At 36.3% G+C, this 20,157-nt stretch carries 19 protein-coding genes and 17 tRNA genes; 35 read left to right on the plus strand and 1 reads right to left on the minus strand.

Annotated features, from left to right (window positions below; genetic code table 11):
- Nucleotides 1-32 precede the first annotated feature (32 nt).
- From KYG33_RS18680 to KYG33_RS18690, 3 genes are all read left to right on the plus strand, one after another.
- Nucleotides 33-1,397, plus strand: coding sequence for an SDR family oxidoreductase (locus KYG33_RS18680; RefSeq protein ID WP_219072220.1), 1,365 nt, complete (start codon nt 33-35; stop codon nt 1,395-1,397).
- Between the two features lie 88 nt (nt 1,398-1,485).
- Nucleotides 1,486-1,557: transfer RNA gene (locus KYG33_RS18685), tRNA-Gly, on the plus strand.
- Between the two features lie 152 nt (nt 1,558-1,709).
- Entirely contained in the window at nt 1,710-2,495 is a 786-nt protein-coding gene (locus KYG33_RS18690) for a TatD family hydrolase (RefSeq protein ID WP_219072221.1), read from the plus strand.
- A gap of 56 nt (nt 2,496-2,551) precedes the next feature.
- Here the strand turns inward: KYG33_RS18690 and deoD are convergent, their stop codons facing one another.
- Complete coding sequence (deoD, locus tag KYG33_RS18695; protein WP_219072222.1) at nt 2,552-3,262, minus strand: purine-nucleoside phosphorylase; 711 nt, start codon at nt 3,260-3,262, stop codon at nt 2,552-2,554.
- 261 nt (nt 3,263-3,523) lie between these two features.
- On the opposite strand from deoD, the gene KYG33_RS18700 reads away from it, so the two are divergent.
- From KYG33_RS18700 to KYG33_RS18850, 32 genes are all read left to right on the plus strand, one after another.
- Nucleotides 3,524-3,913, plus strand: coding sequence for a VOC family protein (locus KYG33_RS18700; RefSeq protein WP_180565167.1), 390 nt, complete (start codon nt 3,524-3,526; stop codon nt 3,911-3,913).
- A 292-nt stretch (nt 3,914-4,205) separates the two neighbouring features.
- Nucleotides 4,206-4,862, plus strand: a complete 657-nt coding sequence (locus KYG33_RS18705) for a hypothetical protein (RefSeq protein ID WP_180565168.1) — start codon at nt 4,206-4,208, stop codon at nt 4,860-4,862.
- A complete protein-coding gene (locus KYG33_RS18710; RefSeq protein WP_219072223.1) occupies nt 4,849-5,430 on the plus strand; it encodes a DUF4919 domain-containing protein in 582 nt (193 codons plus the stop codon). The genes KYG33_RS18705 and KYG33_RS18710 overlap by 14 nt, the downstream gene beginning before the upstream one ends.
- A 12-nt stretch (nt 5,431-5,442) precedes the next feature.
- Nucleotides 5,443-6,576, plus strand: coding sequence for an AAA family ATPase (locus KYG33_RS18715; protein ID WP_180565170.1), 1,134 nt, complete (start codon nt 5,443-5,445; stop codon nt 6,574-6,576).
- Nucleotides 6,549-7,292, plus strand: coding sequence for a hypothetical protein (locus KYG33_RS18720; RefSeq protein ID WP_219072224.1), 744 nt, complete (start codon nt 6,549-6,551; stop codon nt 7,290-7,292). The genes KYG33_RS18715 and KYG33_RS18720 overlap by 28 nt, the downstream gene beginning before the upstream one ends.
- Nucleotides 7,283-9,661 carry a hypothetical protein gene (locus tag KYG33_RS18725; protein ID WP_219072225.1) on the plus strand — a complete coding sequence of 793 codons (2,379 nt, stop codon included), beginning with the start codon at nt 7,283-7,285 and terminating at the stop codon, nt 9,659-9,661. The genes KYG33_RS18720 and KYG33_RS18725 overlap by 10 nt, the downstream gene beginning before the upstream one ends.
- Entirely contained in the window at nt 9,651-11,348 is a 1,698-nt protein-coding gene (locus KYG33_RS18730; RefSeq protein ID WP_219072226.1) for a nicotinamide mononucleotide transporter family protein, read from the plus strand. Before KYG33_RS18725 ends, KYG33_RS18730 begins: the two co-directional genes overlap by 11 nt.
- Nucleotides 11,341-12,363: a soluble NSF attachment family protein gene (locus KYG33_RS18735; protein ID WP_219072227.1), complete on the plus strand. Its 1,023-nt coding sequence runs from the start codon at nt 11,341-11,343 to the stop codon at nt 12,361-12,363. Before KYG33_RS18730 ends, KYG33_RS18735 begins: the two co-directional genes overlap by 8 nt.
- Before the next feature lie 185 nt (nt 12,364-12,548).
- Entirely contained in the window at nt 12,549-12,677 is a 129-nt protein-coding gene (locus tag KYG33_RS18740; RefSeq protein ID WP_077413916.1) for a penicillin-binding protein, read from the plus strand.
- A 385-nt stretch (nt 12,678-13,062) separates the two neighbouring features.
- Nucleotides 13,063-13,188: a hypothetical protein gene (locus KYG33_RS22540; protein ID WP_257468843.1), complete on the plus strand. Its 126-nt coding sequence runs from the start codon at nt 13,063-13,065 to the stop codon at nt 13,186-13,188.
- A gap of 63 nt (nt 13,189-13,251) precedes the next feature.
- Nucleotides 13,252-13,319, plus strand: a tRNA-His gene (locus KYG33_RS18745).
- Between the two features lie 8 nt (nt 13,320-13,327).
- Nucleotides 13,328-13,401 (plus strand) — tRNA-Ile (locus KYG33_RS18750).
- Nucleotides 13,402-13,475: 74 nt separating this feature from the next.
- Nucleotides 13,476-13,549: transfer RNA gene (locus tag KYG33_RS18755), tRNA-Lys, on the plus strand.
- A 7-nt stretch (nt 13,550-13,556) separates the two neighbouring features.
- Nucleotides 13,557-13,681, plus strand: a tRNA-Arg gene (locus KYG33_RS18760).
- 6 nt (nt 13,682-13,687) lie between these two features.
- Nucleotides 13,688-13,759 (plus strand) — tRNA-Asp (locus KYG33_RS18765).
- Nucleotides 13,760-13,827: 68 nt separating this feature from the next.
- A tRNA-Pro gene (locus KYG33_RS18770) sits at nt 13,828-13,899 on the plus strand.
- 6 nt (nt 13,900-13,905) lie between these two features.
- A tRNA-Glu gene (locus KYG33_RS18775) sits at nt 13,906-13,977 on the plus strand.
- Between the two features lie 5 nt (nt 13,978-13,982).
- A tRNA-Ile gene (locus KYG33_RS18780) sits at nt 13,983-14,056 on the plus strand.
- A 4-nt stretch (nt 14,057-14,060) separates the two neighbouring features.
- Nucleotides 14,061-14,132, plus strand: a tRNA-Asn gene (locus tag KYG33_RS18785).
- Nucleotides 14,133-14,354: 222 nt separating this feature from the next.
- Nucleotides 14,355-14,436, plus strand: a tRNA-Cys gene (locus tag KYG33_RS18790).
- Between the two features lie 130 nt (nt 14,437-14,566).
- Nucleotides 14,567-14,653 (plus strand) — tRNA-Tyr (locus KYG33_RS18795).
- A 77-nt stretch (nt 14,654-14,730) separates the two neighbouring features.
- A tRNA-Glu gene (locus KYG33_RS18800) sits at nt 14,731-14,802 on the plus strand.
- Nucleotides 14,803-15,153: 351 nt separating this feature from the next.
- Nucleotides 15,154-15,229 (plus strand) — tRNA-Leu (locus KYG33_RS18805).
- Nucleotides 15,230-15,297: 68 nt separating this feature from the next.
- Nucleotides 15,298-15,370, plus strand: a tRNA-Phe gene (locus KYG33_RS18810).
- A gap of 104 nt (nt 15,371-15,474) precedes the next feature.
- A tRNA-Gln gene (locus KYG33_RS18815) sits at nt 15,475-15,546 on the plus strand.
- Between the two features lie 8 nt (nt 15,547-15,554).
- Nucleotides 15,555-15,625, plus strand: a tRNA-Trp gene (locus KYG33_RS18820).
- A 100-nt stretch (nt 15,626-15,725) separates the two neighbouring features.
- Nucleotides 15,726-16,211, plus strand: coding sequence for a ribonuclease H-like YkuK family protein (locus tag KYG33_RS18825; protein ID WP_077413917.1), 486 nt, complete (start codon nt 15,726-15,728; stop codon nt 16,209-16,211).
- Nucleotides 16,212-16,289: 78 nt separating this feature from the next.
- Nucleotides 16,290-16,661 carry a cyclic-phosphate processing receiver domain-containing protein gene (locus KYG33_RS18830; RefSeq protein ID WP_219072228.1) on the plus strand — a complete coding sequence of 124 codons (372 nt, stop codon included), beginning with the start codon at nt 16,290-16,292 and terminating at the stop codon, nt 16,659-16,661.
- Nucleotides 16,661-17,224, plus strand: coding sequence for a DinB family protein (locus tag KYG33_RS18835; RefSeq protein WP_219072229.1), 564 nt, complete (start codon nt 16,661-16,663; stop codon nt 17,222-17,224). The genes KYG33_RS18830 and KYG33_RS18835 overlap by 1 nt, the downstream gene beginning before the upstream one ends.
- Before the next feature lie 6 nt (nt 17,225-17,230).
- Nucleotides 17,231-18,247, plus strand: coding sequence for an RNA ligase, Rnl2 family (locus tag KYG33_RS18840; RefSeq protein WP_180565175.1), 1,017 nt, complete (start codon nt 17,231-17,233; stop codon nt 18,245-18,247).
- Between the two features lie 199 nt (nt 18,248-18,446).
- Nucleotides 18,447-19,391 carry a peptidase gene (locus KYG33_RS18845; protein WP_219072230.1) on the plus strand — a complete coding sequence of 315 codons (945 nt, stop codon included), beginning with the start codon at nt 18,447-18,449 and terminating at the stop codon, nt 19,389-19,391.
- A gap of 180 nt (nt 19,392-19,571) precedes the next feature.
- On the plus strand, nt 19,572-20,135 hold the full coding sequence (locus KYG33_RS18850) for a metallophosphoesterase family protein (RefSeq protein ID WP_077413922.1): 564 nt from the start codon (nt 19,572-19,574) through the stop codon (nt 20,133-20,135).
- Nucleotides 20,136-20,157: the final 22 nt, after the last annotated feature.

The following is a 20,157-nucleotide window of genomic DNA, read 5'->3' on the forward strand; positions in this document are numbered from 1 at the left end:
ACTTCTAGTTTTGCAGATATAAAACGGAAGCTATGAACAAATCAGATCAACAGTTTTCAGCCGAAGAATGGGAAACATGTCTCAAGGTTTTGAATGCTCTGAAGGAAGATCCTTTCATGAACCCTGATAACAAAATATTTTCAGGACTGATTACTAAGATTCATAAGAACGCCAAAAAACAAAGCCGTTATGAAAACTACTCTGAGATGAAGTTTCATGATCTGGCTGTAAATTCCAATTCTGTATTGATGCAGAAGGCTTTGGCGGGAATTTCTGCTTATTATGATAATGAAAAAGAAGAAGTACAGCTCACAAAACTTCAGATTCCGAAAAACTGCTACTGCTGTAACCAGAGCTATCAGTATGCACACTCTTTTTATTCCAGATTATGCCCTGTTTGTGCCACAGAAAACTATGAAAAACGTTTTGAAACGGCAGATCTTACAGGAAGAAACGTAATTCTGACAGGAGGAAGAGTGAAGGGAGGTTTTGCCACCGCATTGAAGATGTTGAGAAATGGGGCCAATTTGGTTTTGACAACCCGTTTTCCGGCACTGGCACTGGAATTGATGCAGCAGGAGGCAGATTATGATAACTGGAAAGACAGACTATGGATCTATGGTCTGGATTTAAGAAATCTGAAGGCGATTCAGGATTTTATAGACTTCTATAAATTTAATTTTGATACACTGGATATTCTGATCAATAATGCAGCTCAAACCATAAAATATCCTGATGAATACTATCTTCCGATTATAAAACGTGAGAAAGAAAAACTGATAGAATTTAAAGATATTCAAACCCTGATTCCTAATCAGACGGAAATTTCAAGTGAAACAGCAAAACTGGAATATGCCCATAATGAAGATACTCAGATTGCGCTTACCCGTTTTGGACAACCGGTGGATAACAGAGAAAAAACCAGCTGGAATTCTACTTTGGAGGAAGTTTCTATGTATGAACTGGTAGAGGTAAACCTCATCAATCATATAGCTCCTTATTTTCTGATCAAAGAACTGAAGCCAATGATGAAAAACTCTGCGTTTAAAGAGAAATTTATCATTAATGTTACTTCATCAGAAGGAATTTTCAGCTACGAGAATAAAACGGTTTTTCACCCGCATACCAATATGACAAAAGCAGCTTTGAATATGATGACTCTGACGTCTGCAAAAGAATTTGAAAACGATCAGATCTATATGAGTGCCGTAGACGTAGGATGGATTTCTACAGGAGCTAAGGAAAGTCTTAGAAAGAAACAGTTTGAGATGGGATACATTCCGCCGCTGGATTCAGTGGATGGTGCAGCGAGAATTCTGCATCCTGTCATAGAAGGAATAAAAGGAAATTACCTGAGTGGAGTTTTATTGAAAAATTATAAAGTTAATCCCTGGTAAAATCCATACGGAGATAATAGTAATAATGGAAAAATACATTTTGCTAAAATGAGTTGCAGGTTCGATTCCTGCTTATCTCCCAACTATTGAAACGGTAGCTCAACGGAGGAGTGTTGGCCGTCCACGTAAGAGGTTGCGGGTTCAATTCCCGTCCGTTTCACAAGAGTACACAGTTCACAAGGAGAAGCTGTACTCCCAAAGTAAATTGGAGATAATAGTTTAAATGGAAAAATAATTCCTGCACAGAATGGTTGCGTGTTCGAATCACGCTTATCTCCCTAAGAAAATAGTGTGTAATAAAAATTAAAAACAATGAACATATACATTGATATTGGCATTAATCTGACCAATAAACAGTTCTATAATGAACACGAAGAAATTATCAACCGAGCGTTGAACCATGGTGTAGAACATATGATTCTTACAGGAACCAGCGTAAGAGGAAGCAAAGAATCTGCTGAGATTGCAGAAGAATATCCGGAAATTCTATTTTCGACAGCGGGAATTCATCCTCACGATGCCCAATCGTTTAACGGCGAAAGTATCGGGGAACTCAGGAAATTATTAAAACAGGATCATGTGATTTCAGTAGGAGAGTGCGGATTGGATTTTGACCGTGATTTCTCTCCGAGACCCATTCAGGAAAAATGTTACAAAGCCCAGCTGGAACTCGCTATAGAAGTGAATAAACCCCTTTTTCTTCATGAAAGATCAGCGTTTAAAAGATTTAATGAGATCACAGATGAATATCTTTCCCAATTACCTGAAGCTGTTGTACATTGCTTTACGGGGACATTGGATGAAGCGAAGCTCTATCTGGATAAAGGATTTTATTTAGGATTCACAGGCGCAGTCAGTGATGAAAAAAGATTTAAACACCTGGAAAATGTTATAAAATATGTTCCTCTCAACAGGATGATGATTGAAACGGATGCTCCTTTTATGCTTCCGAAAAATATGCCCAGAATGCAGAACAGGCGCAATGAACCCTCTTTTTTACCTTATGTAGCACAAACGATTGCCCATCTGAAGAAGATAAGCATTTCCGAAGTCGCAGACGAGACCACAGAAACGGCCAGAAATTTTTTCAGACTATAAAAAAGAGCTCTACTGATAAAGTAAAGCTCTTTTTTTATAAGCAGAATAGTCTTTTCTTACAAACTCTTTATTGCTGATTCCAAAGCTAGTTCCATCATTGGATTCAAAGCTTTTTCTCTTTCGTCAGCAGAGATTTTTTCGTGTGTCGGAATGATATCCGTTACTGTAAGAATAGTCGCTGCATTTTTTCCTAAGTGTTGAGCATTGGCAAATAAACCGAAGGCTTCCATTTCTACTGCAGGACAGTTATATTTTGTAGCAATTTCCGGAGTCGCAGGATCTTTTCTGTAGAAAATATCACTACTGTGGATATTGATTGCTTTAGCATTTAAAGATAAATCTTTAGCTGTTTCATTGATGGTAGTAAAGATATTCCCCTGGTGAGAAAGGATTTCATCTTCAATTCCCCATGCATATTTGGCATAAGTACTTTCGCTGGCTGCTTTATCAATATTTAAAATATCAAAAAGTTTAAGATCTGTATTGTAAGCACCACAAGTCCCGATTCTGATGATCGTATCTACTTCATATTCTGTATACAGCTCAAAAGAATAGATTCCGATACTTGGGAAACCCATTCCACTGGCTCCTACAGTGATCTCTTTGCCTTTATAAAGACCTGTATAATAAAAAATTCCTCTGGTTTTGCTTACCAGTTTAGCATTTTCTAAATAATTTTCAGCAATATACTGTGCACGAAGCGGATCCCCCGGCTGCAATACTACTTTAGCAATTTCTCCTTTTTTTGCACTGATGTGAATACTCATAATGTTATTTTGAATGAGCAAAGATAATAACTTTTAGATTGTCTCCATGATTACGATAATGGAAACAATGAAGCCATCTTATATCAACAGAATATATAAGATGTTATCAATAAATACCTTAAATAATATTATATATGGAGTCTTTTATATAATTCAAAACGTAATCTGGTAAATACAAAGCAATAAAAGAATAATACGGAGCAGGTGTGGTGAAATCAGTCAGGCTAGTTTTGCAGTGATAAAACAATAAAATTTTTAGAAATGAAAATAGAGCATATTGCCATTTGGGCTAAAGATCTTGAAAAATCCAGAGCATTTTACCAGAAATATTTCGGAGCCGTTTCCAATGAAAAATACCATAATCCTGTCAAAAATTTTCAGTCTTACTTTTTAAGCTTTGAGAATGGCTGCCGTCTTGAAATCATGACCAGACCGGATATTAAAGAAAGCGAAAAATCTTATGAAGCTCAACAGTATGGAATCATTCATCTTGCATTCTCTGTGGATAGTAAACAAAAAGTAGATGAACTTACAGAAACATTGAGAAAAGATGGATATGAAGTAGCCGGAGAACCTCGTACCACCGGAGATGGATATTATGAAAGCGTAATCCTTGACCCGGAAAAAAATATCATTGAAATCGTAGCCTAATCCGTCATTGCGAGGAGCTTCAGCGACGAAGCAATCTCATATAGGTTGGAAAACGCAAAGGCAAAAGATTTTATTTCCGATAAAATTCAATACGAAGAATTGTAATTCTAATAAAGCAAATCACTGCGAAGTATCTATGCTGAAAATCTCAGATTTTCTTGCGCATTAAAACAGTATAACATTTATCATCTTTTGCGCCTTTGCGTTTTCCCACCCTTTAATTCCATATTTAACACGAATCTTCTCCTCAAAAATTTTATTCTCAACGAAATAATTTTATTTTTGTTAGATCATGGAAACCAAGTCACCGTTTTTAGACACGATCTTTTTGCTTCGTAAGGAAGAATGTATTACGCTTTTCTCAAGCTTACAGCAAATTTCCCCTCAGGAAGAGGTGGAAGCAGGAGATTATTTTGAAACAGAATTTGAAAAAGAAAGACAGGAGTTTCTATCCGACCAACTTACTTGTAACAAGGAAACTGCCGTCTGGGCCGCAAAAATTCTCTATCACAGCGCACAGCTTTATCTGATCAGAGAAAATACAGAGAAAAATATTGTAAATCTTATTCCCGCATTTAAAGGAAGCCGGGACGTTTCTTCTACCTTATCCGCAGACTTATCACTGAGGTTTCTACCACAGGTCATTGTTGCTTTAAACTCTGTAGATCCGGAAGATCCTTTGATTGCCATGCTGGAAGATATTCTGACACAGTTTCACTATTCAGGAATAGGGTACGATCTCGATCTTAAAAATGTAAATTGGAAGGAAGAATTGAAGGACAAAACTTACAGAAAATTATATCTGGAAAGAATTGTTGAGAAAAAAGATTATAAACTGGCGGAAATTCCGTTCATTAATAAACTAATAACTGCCGAATTCGGAATATACAAAGATGCATTCTGGCGGGAACTAAAAACGATAACCGAAGACCACAATGAAAACGTATGAGAAAGTATTTGAATTTTTAACTGACCCCACAAAAGAAACCTTCCTGAAGTGCCGTGAACTGGTGATCAATGATCCTGAATATGATCCTTATTCCGAAGATATTGAAAACATCCAGAATTTACTCAATGAAGGAAAATTTGAAGAGGTTATACCATATGTAAATGTCAATATTCTATTAAGTCCGAGAGCACATATTTATAAATGTTTTGCGTACAAGGAACTGGGCGATGAAAAAGGAAAGAATATTGAAATGACAATCGCTCAGATTATTTTTGAATGTCTTGAAAAAACAGGAGACGGAACTAAAGATTCTCCCTATATTATTACAAGAATTTCGGATGAAAGAGATTTGATCAGACATCATCTCAATAAACAGGATGTATCACAAAATCTGGTCAAGGATGGAGATAAGATCATGGATGCGCTAACACTCGATGATGGAACTCTATTATACTTTGACATCAAAGATCCTTATCAGAGACTTGCTTTTTCATTCAGTAAAAGAAATGAACAGGCGGAAAGTAAAGATGAAGAGAAACCTCAAAAGAAAAAATGGTGGAAATTTTAATTTTTTAAATCAATGAATCAGAATATAAATCAGCTCAATACAGTTCTTAACTACGTAAAAGAAACTTTTGTAGGCAAAAATGATGTCGTAGATCTGTTGGGAATATGCCTTTTGGCAAGAGAAAATGCCTTTTTGTACGGTCCTCCGGGAACAGCAAAATCAGCTATTGTCAGAACATTGGCAAAAACAGTGAAAGACGGGAAAAACTTTGAATATTTATTAACCCGCTTTACAGAACCAAACGAAATCTTCGGCCCTTTTGATATCAGAAAACTGAAAGAAGGAGAACTTCTAACCAATACAGAAGGAATGATGCCAGAAGCTTCCATGGTCTTCCTGGATGAGATTTTTAATGCGAACTCTGCTATTCTGAATTCCCTTTTGATGGCACTTAACGAGAAGATTTTTAAAAGAGGAAAAGAAACAAAACACTTACCTGCACTGATGTTTGTAGGAGCAAGTAACGTTCTTCCGGAAGATGAAGCATTGAATGCATTATTTGACCGTTTTCTGGTAAGAATTAATGTAGATTATGTAAATCCTGAACTATTACAACAGGTACTTTTAGCCGGAAGAAAACTGGAAAACCAAGAAGAAACTGAAGTTCCCGAGATTTATGCCGATGAGATCAGGCAGCTCCAGAGCCTATGCCGGACAATAGACCTTAAACCCATTTATGAAGTATATCTGAATACCATTATGAGTCTTAGAAATACAGGAATTGCTATTTCAGACCGTAGAGCCGTAAAGCTTCAGAACCTGATTGCCGCAAGTGCCCTGATCTGCGGAAGAAAAGAAGCGGTGCTTTCTGACCTTTGGGTGTTGAAGCATATCTGGGATACAGAAGAACAGATTGAAATTCTGGAAGGAATTATCAACAGAACCATAGAAAAAGACGAGCACCCAGATTCCCATCCACAGGCTATGCACAACAAAACACCCAATCCTGAGGAAGTCATGAAAGATGTGACAATTCTTGTAGAAAAATGGAATGGCGGAATGCTGAGCTTTGAAGAACAGAATGTAATAAAAGATAAACTGAGATATCTGCAGACCCGTTGCGACTGGATCAGAAATCCGGAACAGAAACAGTATATCCAGCAAGAAATTGAAAGCTTATGGCAGAAAATCCTTCAAAGCGTTTAAAAGAATTCTGGGCAGAACTTCCCCGTGCTGATGAAGACTTTCTGGGCTCTATCAGAGACTGGAAAAATGTTCAGATCGCAGTGGATGAAGAAACAATCTGGCTGAAAGGCTTTACTGACGAACAGGTAGAAGCTCCGGAAATACAACAGTTACCGGACTTTATCCTGTATGAACTTCGGGAGGGTCTTTTATTCAGGAAAGAGGCTTTGGTTCCAAGTAAAAAAATGAGGACAGCATTGCTTTGGATACCTATAGACAAGGCATTGCAGCTTACTTTTCCGCCTTCCAATCAAAACTATTTTGGAATTCATGAACAGGTTCAGGTAAGAGTAAAAGAAAGCAATGAAGAGCAGCCGGTGATTGCTTTACTGAGTAATATTACTGATATTAAAGAAAGTATCGCTGCATTACCTAGGTTTAAACTAGAAAAAATAAAATGGACTATTTTAGGAGATAAAGCCCTGTTTATAGGGATTCCATTATTAAGCTTTCCCGGAAAAACATATTGGACAAAAGACAGGCATTTATTGCCGGCCGGGTTGGATTTTGAATTTAAAAACCTAAGCACACTTTTACAGCAGAAATATAATAAAGATCTGGAAGGATGGTTACTTTGGGATGAAAATGGAAATTACCTTTTAATAAAAGAAATAGATTTCCGCCCATTGTCCGTAAGCTCATTCCGTCTTACAGAAAAATCAAAAGAATGGAATTAAAGGCCTATTTCCAGTCCTACGAAAATTACTTTTGGGAATGGAAAACTGATGAAGATGTTCCTGGTGATTCCGGGTATCATGACAACAATCTCCTCTCGGTACCGGGAGTGGGAGCGATAGCGTACAGGCCCTATGTGATGGAGATTCTCAAAGAACTTCAACCACAGGGATGGCCTCCGTTTGGAGCCCTGCTTATGGTTTTATATGCGATGCAGGATGGTTATATTGATTTTGCCGGCCCTTTGAGACGCACCGCTGAGTTTTACAGCATTGGAAATTTTGATTTCAATGCAGAAAAAGAAATTCAATTTCTTGAAAAAATACAATCACTTCCTAATGTTTATAAGCAGAAGCAAAACAGAATTGTATTGCTGCAGACTTTATTCAGCAATGGCCACAACAGAATATCTTCAGTAAATGCTGAAGCAAATATAAGAATCTATTATAAGCGGCCGCATGAGCTTGTTTCCAGTGCAGAAAAACAACATGCTGGTCCCTCTGTTTTAAACAAAGATTTAAGCGCATTGAATCTGAACGAAAAGTTTCCTACAGTACAATCCATCATTGATGCGATGAAGGGACTGGTTGAAGAACCTGAACTGGATGATGAGGTCATAAAAGAAGAAACAACGACGGATACTGATAAAGATTTTATCAAAGAATTAATTGAAGAACCAAAGACATTTCAGGTAGGAAGTCTCATCAAAAGAATATGGAGTGGTCTGAAAATTCCGATGCGCCACCTTTCTCCCGGAGAACAGCCTATCGGAGGAATTTCTGATATGACCAACAAAGGTGATTTTCACAGGATGCTTCTTTCTGAGTTTGCCAATGAAGATGATATATTCATGAATCGGGTAGCCAATAATGAAGCTCTTTACATTCAAAGAGAGATTCCGCCTGAAGAAAATATTTTTGAAAGAATTATCCTGATAGATACTTCCCTCAGAAACTGGGGAACTCCAAAAGTTTTGGCTTTTGCCTCTGCAATTGCTGTTATCAAACATCCGAAAGCCCATTCTGAATGTAAAGTTTTTGCTTTAGGACAGTCAGGAGTTCCGATTGCGCTTAACAAAGTGGAAGAAGTGGTGGAAAACCTCAATCAGGTAAGTCCGGTTTTGGAAGTGTCAGAAGCATTGGAAAGTTTTTTTAACCAGGAACATACTGAAAAAGATATTGAAGTTTTCTTCATTACCCATCAGGAGAATATGGAGGATGAAAAAGTTCAGCGAGTAGTTCTTCAGAATAGAGACAGACTAAAGTTTCTGGTGACTACAACATCAGATGGGGAAATTAATTTTTATAAACATCATAAAGGAGCCAGAAAACATATTCAGAAAATAAAACTTCCATTGCAGGAACTATGGGCCAATCCGCCACAGCAAAAACGGTCTGTTCAGAACTTCAATGGAAAGAAAACCGATCTTCCACAAAATTATCCGATTTTATTCCCAACCCCTGTTAATAAGATCGCTAAGTTTTTATATGAAGGAGAATTTTTTATTTTGAGTTCAAAAAAGCAATTATTGAAGACTTATCTTTCTGATAATTATTACGACAAACATTCCTATGATTACTATAAAACACATCATGGCTGTGAAGTGTTGTTTGATAATATTTCCATAAAACCAAAAGGACAGTTTGCCCTTGCAAAAGACAAACAGCAGCACTTTATTCTGTGCCAGTATCAGTCTGATCAAAAATTAATATCAAAGCTTAATCTGAATACAAGAGAATATTCTGAGCAGAATCTTACAGGAATGAATATTCCGGAGTCCTACAAACTGATTTATTTTGGGCGGAGTTTTTATCTGCATCACCCGGACAATTCTACCCACTATAAAATAAACAGAGATGGAAATATTTCTGTGGAACCTATTACCGGAAAAGATAAAGAATTTGAAAAAAATAATATAAAGGCCGAAGCGGAAGTTGCCAAACTGAAGGGAAGCGGATTGAAGATTATCAATAATTTCAACAAAATAGGAATCAATCAATATGAAAATCTGGTTATTTCCGGACATGAATTGTACAGTGCTTCAGAAAACACACTGGATTTTTCCAAAAATAAGTACGAGATTAAAATTTTTGCTGAGCAGAATAAAAATAAATTTACATTCCCCGACGGAAGCGAAATTATTACAGATTCACGGGGAATGCTGACTTTCCGGAGCAGCAATAAGAGTATTGAAGAATTTTTCCTTCCTTCCACATCTCATGGATTCCTCTCTTTGGCAACCTATACTGAATTTGGCGGATCAGAATATTATCTTCCGGAACATGCCCTGTTGAAAGTAAGAACAATGGACGATATGTGCGACAGGTTTTTGAAACCGTTTATAGAACAGATTTTGGATTATGGAGCTTAGAATAAAACCTTTCCCGAAAAATAATTATCCCAAAACGGGGCTTTTGATCAGAGGCTCTTCACCTGTGGTATGGCTTCAGGAAATGGAAATGCTTGGAATTAATGTAAACCAGATAAGATCTTATGCAATTCCTGCAGACAATCCCAATGTACTGTATGGTTGTTTCCTTGTTTTTACTGACAATGCTCCGCAGGAAATAGGCAGAAATGCTTACTTTCAGTGTGTAGATAACAGGCTTTTCATTCCTGAAAATACTACTTTTTATCCCAAAATAAATCCGGAAGACTGGGCGCAGCTTGATTCCCGTTTTCTGATTATGCATCCCGAATTCGGCCTGGTAAAACTATCTGAGGAAATCGACTGGATTTCATTAATTCAACAGCCCGGTATTATAGACGAAAGCATCAGAAAACCACTGAACGGAGTTTCAATTCCTCAAAAAATAGAAAGCTATACCGTTGAAATTGATGACGAAAAAGTGATGGAAGCATTACAGCCAAAGCAAACCGAAGAAGAATGGATGAATAACCTTCCGTTTGACCTTAAAAAAGTAATGGCCGGGAATAAAAAAGAAATAGAAAAGTACTTACAATACATTGAAAAATATCCTGAAAGAGCAGTAGATCTAGGCGTTTCTCTGGATGTTATGGGAACTTCCAGAGGAGATGGCTTTGGCAAATTTACCTGGCTGGAAGGATTATTTGGCGGAGGTTCCGGAGGTAAAACCGACAGTGCAAGAACAAGAAATTTACGCAGAATTTTCTGGGCAGTAATTATCGTGGCTATCGTCTTAAAGATTGCGTTGCCTTCAGATAAAAATAATCCCGATCAGGAAGAAAATACAGCCTCTTCCGGGAAAATTGCAAACAACGCTGTAAAAGCACCTTCTGATATGATTGCTTTCCAGTCCGGAATTTCTGAAATTGATCTGAAGATAGATTCTATATATCATCAGGAGAGAAAAGAATTGTCCAAAGAACTTATTCATGCCGGGATCATAGAATCCAAAACAAAAGAAGACAAGGAGAATTATAAAAAAGCTGGCGGAAGAGAGGTCAGTGAAATAGGAAGAGACATTGGAAAGCTTGTGAATAAAGAAAAACAAAGCAGAGATTCTCTTAAAACCATTTATACCCAAAAGATTACAAAACATCTTGAACAAAATACAGAAAAACTGAAACGTAAAATTTCAGATTCTCTAAAACAGTATACCAAAGGAAAACCTGTAAACGGAGAAGTCGTAAAATTCCTTCTGAAAAAGAGAAAAGCTTTGATGGCTGATTCCTTGGGAAAACTTTACGGTACATTTGATATTGTAGACCCTTCTTCTGCTTCCATTGACAAATCAAAAGTGAAAGCAGTGGGAACGGAAGGAACTCCATTGGAGAATAAAGCCCCGGTTTCAGATATTATGTATATGGTGATCCTGATGATTGCAGGAGTAGGTTTGTATTTGTTTTTATTTAAAAATAAATCATTAAATCTTGGTGGTGATAATGTGCCTGTATGGGTAAAATTTATTTTAATAGCAATCCTTGTGGTGATGCTGGTGTACTTATTTTATCCATTAGTAAAAATGTTTGGCTACAATTGGTTTGTATGGGTTCTCGTAATCTGTGTGATGCTTCTCCTTTATCGATTGTTCAGAGATGATAAAACCATTTTAAAATCCGATGATGATGAATAAACAGAAATTTATAGACAAATTTATGGCAGCATTCCTATTGCTGGCTATATTTAAGGTCATCGGAATCGTTGCCCAGTTATTTCATGAAAGCTTTTGGAGTGTAGTCGGAACATTGGCTATTTTCTTAATTGTAGCCGTTATTATCCTTCTCGTGATCACTTCTTTAAAAGATAAAGAACAAAACAACAGAAATTCAGCAGGAAGAAAAGGTGGAGGAAGCAGCAGTTTCTATCTGGAAAATTCACTTTTTGACAGAATACGAAGCAAATACGAAGAACTCGCTGAAAAATATATTGCTGAAAACGATTATAAAAAAGCAGCCAGAGTCTATATGAATCTGCTGCAGGATAATTACAGAGGTGCAAAAACACTGGAAAATGGTGGATTCTACAATGAAGCAGCCGTAGTCTATCTTAAAAAGCTGAACAACAAATCCGATGCTGCAGCCTGCTATGAAAAAGCAAAGCAATACAAAAAAGCCATTGACCTCTATAAAGAAATGGAGCAGAAAGAAAAAGTAGGCGATCTCTATAAAGAGATCAATGATCTTAAAAATGCCCACAACTATTATCAGATGGTTGCAGATGACTATACCGTCAATAATCAAATGGTGAAAGCTTCTTTGGTATACCGCAAAAAAATGGAGAAAACGGAAGAAGCACAAAAAGTACTGCTGAAAGGTTGGGAAGAAGATAAAGATGCATTCAATTGTTTGAATAACTACTTTGCCAATATTTTTGATGTTAAAAAATTGGAATCTGAAATTCAGCATTTATATCAGAAAACTCCGGCTCACAAAAAGATCACTTATCTGGAGGCTCTGAAATATGAATTCAAAAAAGATCCCAAATTGCATACAGCAACCAGAAACATAGCCTATGAAATAATTGCAGAGAAAGTAGCCACGCGTTCAGAAATTGTCAATGAACTGAAATACTTTAATCCCGATGATGAAGTGATTCTGAAAGATATTTCAAGATTCAAGACAGGAAGAAATAAAATGTTTAGAAATTAAAGAAAAGATATAGAAGTCGCTTCATCAAATCAATTTTAATTGATCTCTCCTAGTTCCTTTAAAATAATCATTTAAAGGAATAAAAACTTTGCGGTTAAATAGATATCAACCCCTGGTTTTATTCCCCATCCTTGTGACAATTACAAAATAATACCAAAAAAGATTTATCTTTGCCCCAGAAAATTATGACAATACAAAGAGCACATATCAATGCAGAACTATGCGAAAGTCCTTCTATAAAAGGGTTATTCGGGTATGATGAGATGATATGGAATGAGGCGAAATGTGCTGACTTTGGAAATTATTTACTGTAAACTTGTAAAAAATTAATCAAAATACAACAGAAACGCCTCGGAAAACCGAGGCGTTTTTTGTTTTTTAGGTCAGAAATTATTTAGAATGAAAAAAAATAACTATAAACATGAAAAATTTTTAATAAACAATGAAACTTTAATACGATAAAATAGAGTGATAAGCAACCCGGTGAGAGACAGTCATTTAGGTAATTAAGATATCTGCAAAATATTGCGGACAGAAATTCTCTATTCTGAAAATTAAGTATAATCAATTGATTATCAATAATTTAAATCAAAAATTTATTTGCAGATTCCAAAAAATCATATTTACTTTGCAACCGAAAATTGAAAGCAACAGGTTTTCAGGATTCAATTAAAAATAATTTAAAACAAACAAAATAAAATGAAACAGTTACACAACATATTCAATCAATATTCAAGACTATTCGGACAGGATCCGGCAGGTGTTGCATGTATTCTTGAAAGTGGAATTGTGGATAAAAGGTGCTTATATACGTGGGTCAGCTAATGATCTCTTACGTTAAAATATATGAAGCGCCTCCCGAAAAGAGGCGCTTTTTTTTATGGTTTCTTTAGCTTATTTGGTAAAGCGCCGGTCTGTGGAACCGGAGAACAGGGTTCGATCCCCGGAGATACCCAAAATATAAAATCCCATGGCTCAAATGGTTAGAGCATCGACCTGATACGTCGAAGGTTGAAGGTTCGATTCCTTCTGGGATTACAAAAATGTGATTTGTGAAATTAAAAATTGACAAGCGAAGCGAATTGAAAATTGACTATTCACAAAATTAAAACAATCTCATAGCTCAAATGGTTAGAGCACCGGTCTTTTAAACCGGGGGTTGAAAGTTCAAATCTTTCTGGGATTACTATAAAGGTTCCGTAGCTCAACCGGATAGAGCATGGGTTTTCTAAACCCAGGGTTAGAGGTTCGAAATACAAAGTATTCGTGAATGCTATAAAGTAAAGTATGAAATTCATGAACAATCCTCTCGGAATCACAAAAAGGTCTATTGAGGTAATGGCTAACCTGCCCGACTGTCTCTTGGGCACTGCGAGTTCGATTCTCGCATAGACCGCAAAGATTCATAAAAGATTTCGGTTCCGACTGTCTCTCGGAAAAGAATTTTAAAGTGAATCTGCAAAACTGGAAAGATAACGGTGGTTGTTTACCCGTCTTGGACGCGGGAGGTCGCAAGTTCGAATCTTGCTTTCCAGACAATTTGTTCCATTAGCATAGTGGTAAGTGCATTCGGCTTTCTACCGAACGACAAGGGTTCGATCCCCTTATGGAATACAAATGATTTCGTAGCTCAAGTGGTTAGAGTATCGGTCTGATACACCGAAGGTTGAAGGTTCGAGTCCTTCCGGAATTACAATGATTTTGTAGCTCAATGGTAGAGCACCGGCCTGTTAAACCGGAAGTTGAAAGTTCGAATCTTTCCAAAATCGCAGGTAACTAATTGTTAATTGTTTCAGGAGAAAAAGTAAAAGTTTGTCGAGAGCAGAAGATCTTTACGCCAAACACAGAAAATACTGACAAACTTTTTCTGATCTCTCCAAAGACAGTTAGAATTGAAGATATCATTTATAAATTTTTAGGTAAAAATAAAGTTTGTCGAGCGCAGAAGTTCTTATATCAAACAAATTAAGACAGACTTTATTTTTTAATCTGATGGTTCGCCGAAGTGGAAGAGTCGGGGCGGTCTGCAAAACCGTTGTGTAAACTGAGTGGGTTTGAATCCCATAACCATCTCAATAAACTAAAATGAGATTAGTTCAGGAGAAAAAATAAAAGTTTGTCGAGCATAGACGATCTTATATCAAACAAAAAAATAATGACAAACTTTATTTACTCCACATAGAATTAATTACTCATGAAATCAGGAAGTACGCCGAAGTTGGAGAGTCGGGGCAGACTGTAAATCTGTTGCTTCATTGCTGAGTAGGTTCGAATCCTACTACTTCTACCAGCCACTGATAATGTAATGGCAGCATGCAGGAAATGTACTCTTGTTGTTTAGGTTCGATTCCTGGTCAGTGGGGTTAAGCTCTATTCGTCTAACGGTGAGGACGCCTGCCTTTCGAGCAGAAAATAAGGGTTCGATTCCCTTATAGAGTACTGGATGTGAATAGCTGGTCAATATTGAATCGATATAATACCATGAAAGTTCAGATTTTTTTAAAAATTGGCCAGTTACCATTCACAAAAAAAATGAAGAAAAGAGAAAAGGTCTGTCAAGAGCAGAAGATCTTTAGTCAATAAAAATAGACAGCCTTTTACTTTTAAAAAAAACAAAATACATTAGGAAATGAGAAAGGTTTGTCAGGCGCAGAAGATCTTTACAAATACTAGCAGGCATAATTTATAAACAGACAGAGCTTTCTCAAACCTAAACACAATATGATAAGCAATGAATAGTGAGCAATAAGTAATAAGCTGTACAAAAATTACTCATTATATATAAATGCCGCGGGAATGGTGGAATGGCAGACACTCTTGACTTAGGATCAAGCTTTTGGGGGTTCGAATCCCTCTTCCCGTACCAAAAAATAATAAGCAATGATACCGGGTGAAAATTACTGATTACCAATTACTCATCACTTATTGTAATCCGGAAGAGTGGTGTAGAAGGTCTGCACGTTAGTCTGAAAAACTAGAGGTACAGGTTCAATTCCTGTCTGTTCCACAAAAACATGAATGATAAGTAATGAGCAATGAGTAATCATTGATACCTGACTAGTTTCTGGCATTACTCATTACCAATTACTTATTACTCATTAATTTAAATACTGATTCATAGTGTAATAGGCAGCACACAAGATTTTGATTCTTGGAGTTTAGGTTCGAGTCCTGATGAATTAACAACGTTTACTCTGATAGTGTAATGGCAGCATCTCAGTCTCCAAAACTGATGGTATCGGTTCGAGTCCGGTTCGGAGTGCAAAAAATAGAAATTAGAAACTAGAAGTTAGAAATTATGACAGCTAGTGATCATTTATCAATTATCAACAATCATTTATGAATTAAAACATGTAGAAAAAATGGAAACGCAACAACAAACATGGCAGAATATGAACGGAAAATTTTTCCACAACTCTATCACACAGCTGGTAGAAGAAGCCATCATCCGCGAACAGGCAAACGGACACCGTCTGAAAGTATGTGTAGGATCAGACTCTCATGTGTACGGAGATGCCATCAGTTATGCTACGGCAGTAGTATTTATTCGTGAAGGAAAAGGAGCGTTTACCTTTATCAGAAAAGAAAGAGAAATACAGAATATCAGTATCAAGGAGCGAATGCTGAATGAGGTCAACAAATCCGTTGAAATTGCATACGCGATCTGTTCTGTGTTGGATACTTATGGTGTGGAAATGGAGGTACACGCAGACATTAATACCGACCCCGATTTTAAATCCAATGTCGCATTAAAAGATGCAATGGGATACATTCTGGGAATGGGATATGTGTTTAAAGCGAAACCTTTTGCCTTCGCAAGTTCCAATTGTGCTGATATGATGGTTTAAACAGATAAGAAGTCAGAAGCTGGAAGTTTTTAGCATTATAATATTTAAGTATCAAGCTTCTAATAAATTAACGAAACAATGGAAATGACAAAAAGATTATTATTTCTGGATGATATAAGATATCCGGTTGAGGCATATCATTATACCAAACAGGAGATTTTCATCAGAAGTGACTGGCATATCGTTCGGAATTACGAACAGTTTGTCAACAGGATTTTGGAAAAAGGACTTCCGGAAATGATTTCTTTTGACCATGACTTGGCAGATGAACACTATTTGGAGCCGAATTCTCAGGAATTTGTCGAAAAAACAGGATATGACTGCGCCAAATGGCTGATAGAATATTGTATGGATAATTATCTTGATCTTCCAAAATTCTATTGTCATTCTATGAATCCTGTAGGAAAGGAAAATATTCTTAGCCTTTTAAAAAACTTTAAAAAACTGTAATGGACATTTTTAGATTTATTCAAGATATAAAAACTCATCTGAAACTCACATTTGATGACGTGGACAGATGGTTTAAAAAAGATAAAAAAACGTTGAATTATCAACCTTCAAACGGAGGTTGGACGATTCAACAGATTTTAGAACATATTTATCTTACGAATTTTTACTTGTTAATCCTTATTGAAAAAGGTTTCAAGAAAGCAATGAAAAATTCTTTGAATCTTGACCTTGAATCTGAAATTAAAAACTACAGTTTCAATAAGGAAAACTTTGACACGGTAGGCGAACATGGCGCTTTTGAATGGATAAGACCGGAACATATGGAACCGAAAGGAGAAATGAATCTGGATGAAATCAGAAGTCTGATTACTCAGCAATATCTTCAGTGTTTACAATATCTGGAAGTAATGGAAAATGGTGAAGGTTTCTTGTATAAAACAACAATGACGGTGAATGAACTGGGGAAAATTAATGTATATGAATATATTTATTTTCTGTCACTTCATGCCCAAAGGCATATTACCCAGATGAAAAAAAACGAATCAGAAACGATTAAAAACTAAAACAAAATGATTTTCAAAACATATAACTCTATAGAAAATGCTTACCAGGCCCGCGTGATCGAACAGATCAGAATGCAGGGTTTTGGGGATGAGGTTTTCATAGTACAGGAAAAAGTTCACGGAGCTAATTTCTCTTTCTTTACCGATGGAAAGGAAATTAAAATTGCGAAGAGAACTGCTTTCATCGAAAAAGATGAGAAATTTTTCAATGCACATCAGATGTTGGAACGCTATAAAAAAAATGTAATAGAAGTGTTTCAAAAAGTGAAAACGATTTACCCGGATGTAGAAACTGTAGTGATCTACGGTGAATTGTTCGGTGGCGGCTACAAACATAATGAAGTGGAACCCGTAAAAGATACTGTGAAGGTACAGAAAGGTATTGAATATGCCCCTCACAACGAATTTTACGCTTTCGATATCAAGTTGAATGGAATTACCTATTTGGATACAGACGTTGTCAATCAGATTTTTGAGGAGACAGGATTTTTCTATGCTAAAATCTTGTTCCAGGGAACTCTTGAGGACGCTTTGAAATTCCCCAATGTTTTCAATTCAAAAATTCCAGCTTGGCTGGGACTTCCTGAATTGGAGAACAATATGTGTGAAGGTACCATTGTAAAAACTTTGAAAACCAAATACTTTGGAAACGGTGCAAGAATTATTCTGAAAAATAAGAATGAAAAGTGGGTCGAAAAGTCCAAAATGGTTAAAAAAGAAGGTAAAACTGTTCAGAAACAGGTTCATTTCAGTGATAAAGCTCAGGAGATCTGGGAAGAAATCCAAAAATATGCTACAGCCAACAGATTAAATAATGTGGTAAGCAAAATCGGCGAATTCCAACCTAAAATGATAGGAAAGGTAATTGGTCTTTTTTCACAGGATATTTTAGAGGATTTCCAAAAAGACTTTCCGGCAGCTTTCACAGCTATTGAAAAAGACGAGCAGAAAAGGATCAATAAAAAATTGAATTCTTTAGCAATTGATTTTATAAAAGAAGAGTTGATGACTCTTAAAGTGTAGTTTCGGTAATTTTTTACCGAAACTTTTTTATGTGTAAACTTAACCATCAAAATAAGATAAGTATCAAAAATCTTTGATTTTTACTAAGCAGCTAGTTTGTCATTCCGATAGGAATCTCGATAGATAAAAATAGAGGTTAGATTCTTTCAGAATGACAGGCGTTATGGATATTTTTTATGGTTCAAAAAAAGAAAAAACTATGTTACAGGCAGAAATAAAAAGTCTTTTAAAAGAAGACATCAGTATATTGATCAAAGTCCCTAACTCAGGAAAGTACTATTTGTGTGATTGTGGAGAAGCGAGTTTATTGACTGTGAAAGAGGTACAGTCTACATCAGCCATCTTCATCAGTCATACCCATATTGATCATTTTTCAAATTTCGATGGAATTTTCAGGTATCAGATCGGAAGTGGAGAAAAAGTGGTGATCAGTGGACCAAAAAATATTCATCAGCAGGTTGAAGCAAGGTTAAAATCTTACACCTGGAATTTGATCGATGAAAAGGCAATTGCATATGAAATTCGTGAGATTGTTTCAAAAGATGAAATTAATATCTACGCCCTTCATCCGCCACATTGGAATGTGGAACTAATTAATACCCAAGATTTCCTTTTTGAAGACGAATATGTAAACGTTGATTTTGCTATTCTGGATCACAAAACAGATTCCATCGCTTATCTGTTTAAAGAAAAAGATTCGGTAAGCTTTAATGAAAATATTTCCGGCTTTAGAAAGGGAAAGTGGATCAGCGAGTTGAAGACCGCTTTTGAAAATAATGATGGAGACAAAGAAATTGAAATTGAAGGAACTGTTTATAACGCAGCAGATCTCTTTCATTTGTTAACCCGAAATACCGGATACAAGCTTGGTGTCATCATGGATCATGCGGCAGAAGAAAACAATTACGAAAAAATAAGAACTGTATTTGGAGGAGCAGATCTCGTGTATATTGAAAGCTTTTATAAAGATACAGATCAGGAATTTGCAAAGATCAATTACCATAGTTTTGCTTCTGCATCAGGAAAAATAATGAATGAATGCCAGGTGAAAGATGCAGCCCCGATTCACTTTTCAAGAAGATATACGGAGCGTGATCAGGAAGAAATTGAAACTGCTTTTTATAAAGCATTTCGTAAGAATTAATTAAAAATATTTATTAAACAAAAACTATAAAATCCACAGATTGCATATACGTGTAATTGCCATTCTGACGAAGGAAGAATCTCTTTCAAAATGAAGATAGATTATCCACTTTTCCACAGACTCTCAGACTGTATTTGGAATGACAGTGGGAATGTTGTAGTTAAAAACAATTAAAAAAAAATGAAACCCAATATATTTTTTACAGCTGACCATCATTTTGGTCATGAAAATATTATAAAATTTTCAGAAAGACCTTTTGAATCTCTGGATCATATGAATGAAGAACTCATTAAAAGATGGAACAAAAAAATTCAACCCGGTGATACAGTCTACCATTTAGGAGATATGAGCCTTGGGAAACCAGATTTTACAAAAGAGATTTTAGATAGATTGAATGGTAATATCCATCTCATCAAAGGTAATCACGAAGGTGCTGCTCTCACATATCCCAAGCGGTTTGCTTCCATCAGAGATTATCACGAACTGAAAATTGATGAAGCAGATAACAGCAACGGAAAACAGAAAATTATTCTTTTCCACTATGCTATGCGTACCTGGAATGGCTCACACCGCGGTGTCTGGCAGTTATACGGCCATTCACACGGGACATTGCCGGATGATGAGATGGCACTCAGCTTTGACGTAGGAGTAGACTGCCACGATTTTTACCCGGTTTCCTACGAAGAAGTCAAAGAATTGATGAAAAGGAAAAAGTGGACACCACCATTTGCTCCAAGAAATTAATTACAAGTAATAAGTAATGATT

Source organism: Chryseobacterium sp. D764 (assembly GCF_019317325.1).
In the GTDB taxonomy this organism is placed as follows: domain Bacteria; phylum Bacteroidota; class Bacteroidia; order Flavobacteriales; family Weeksellaceae; genus Chryseobacterium.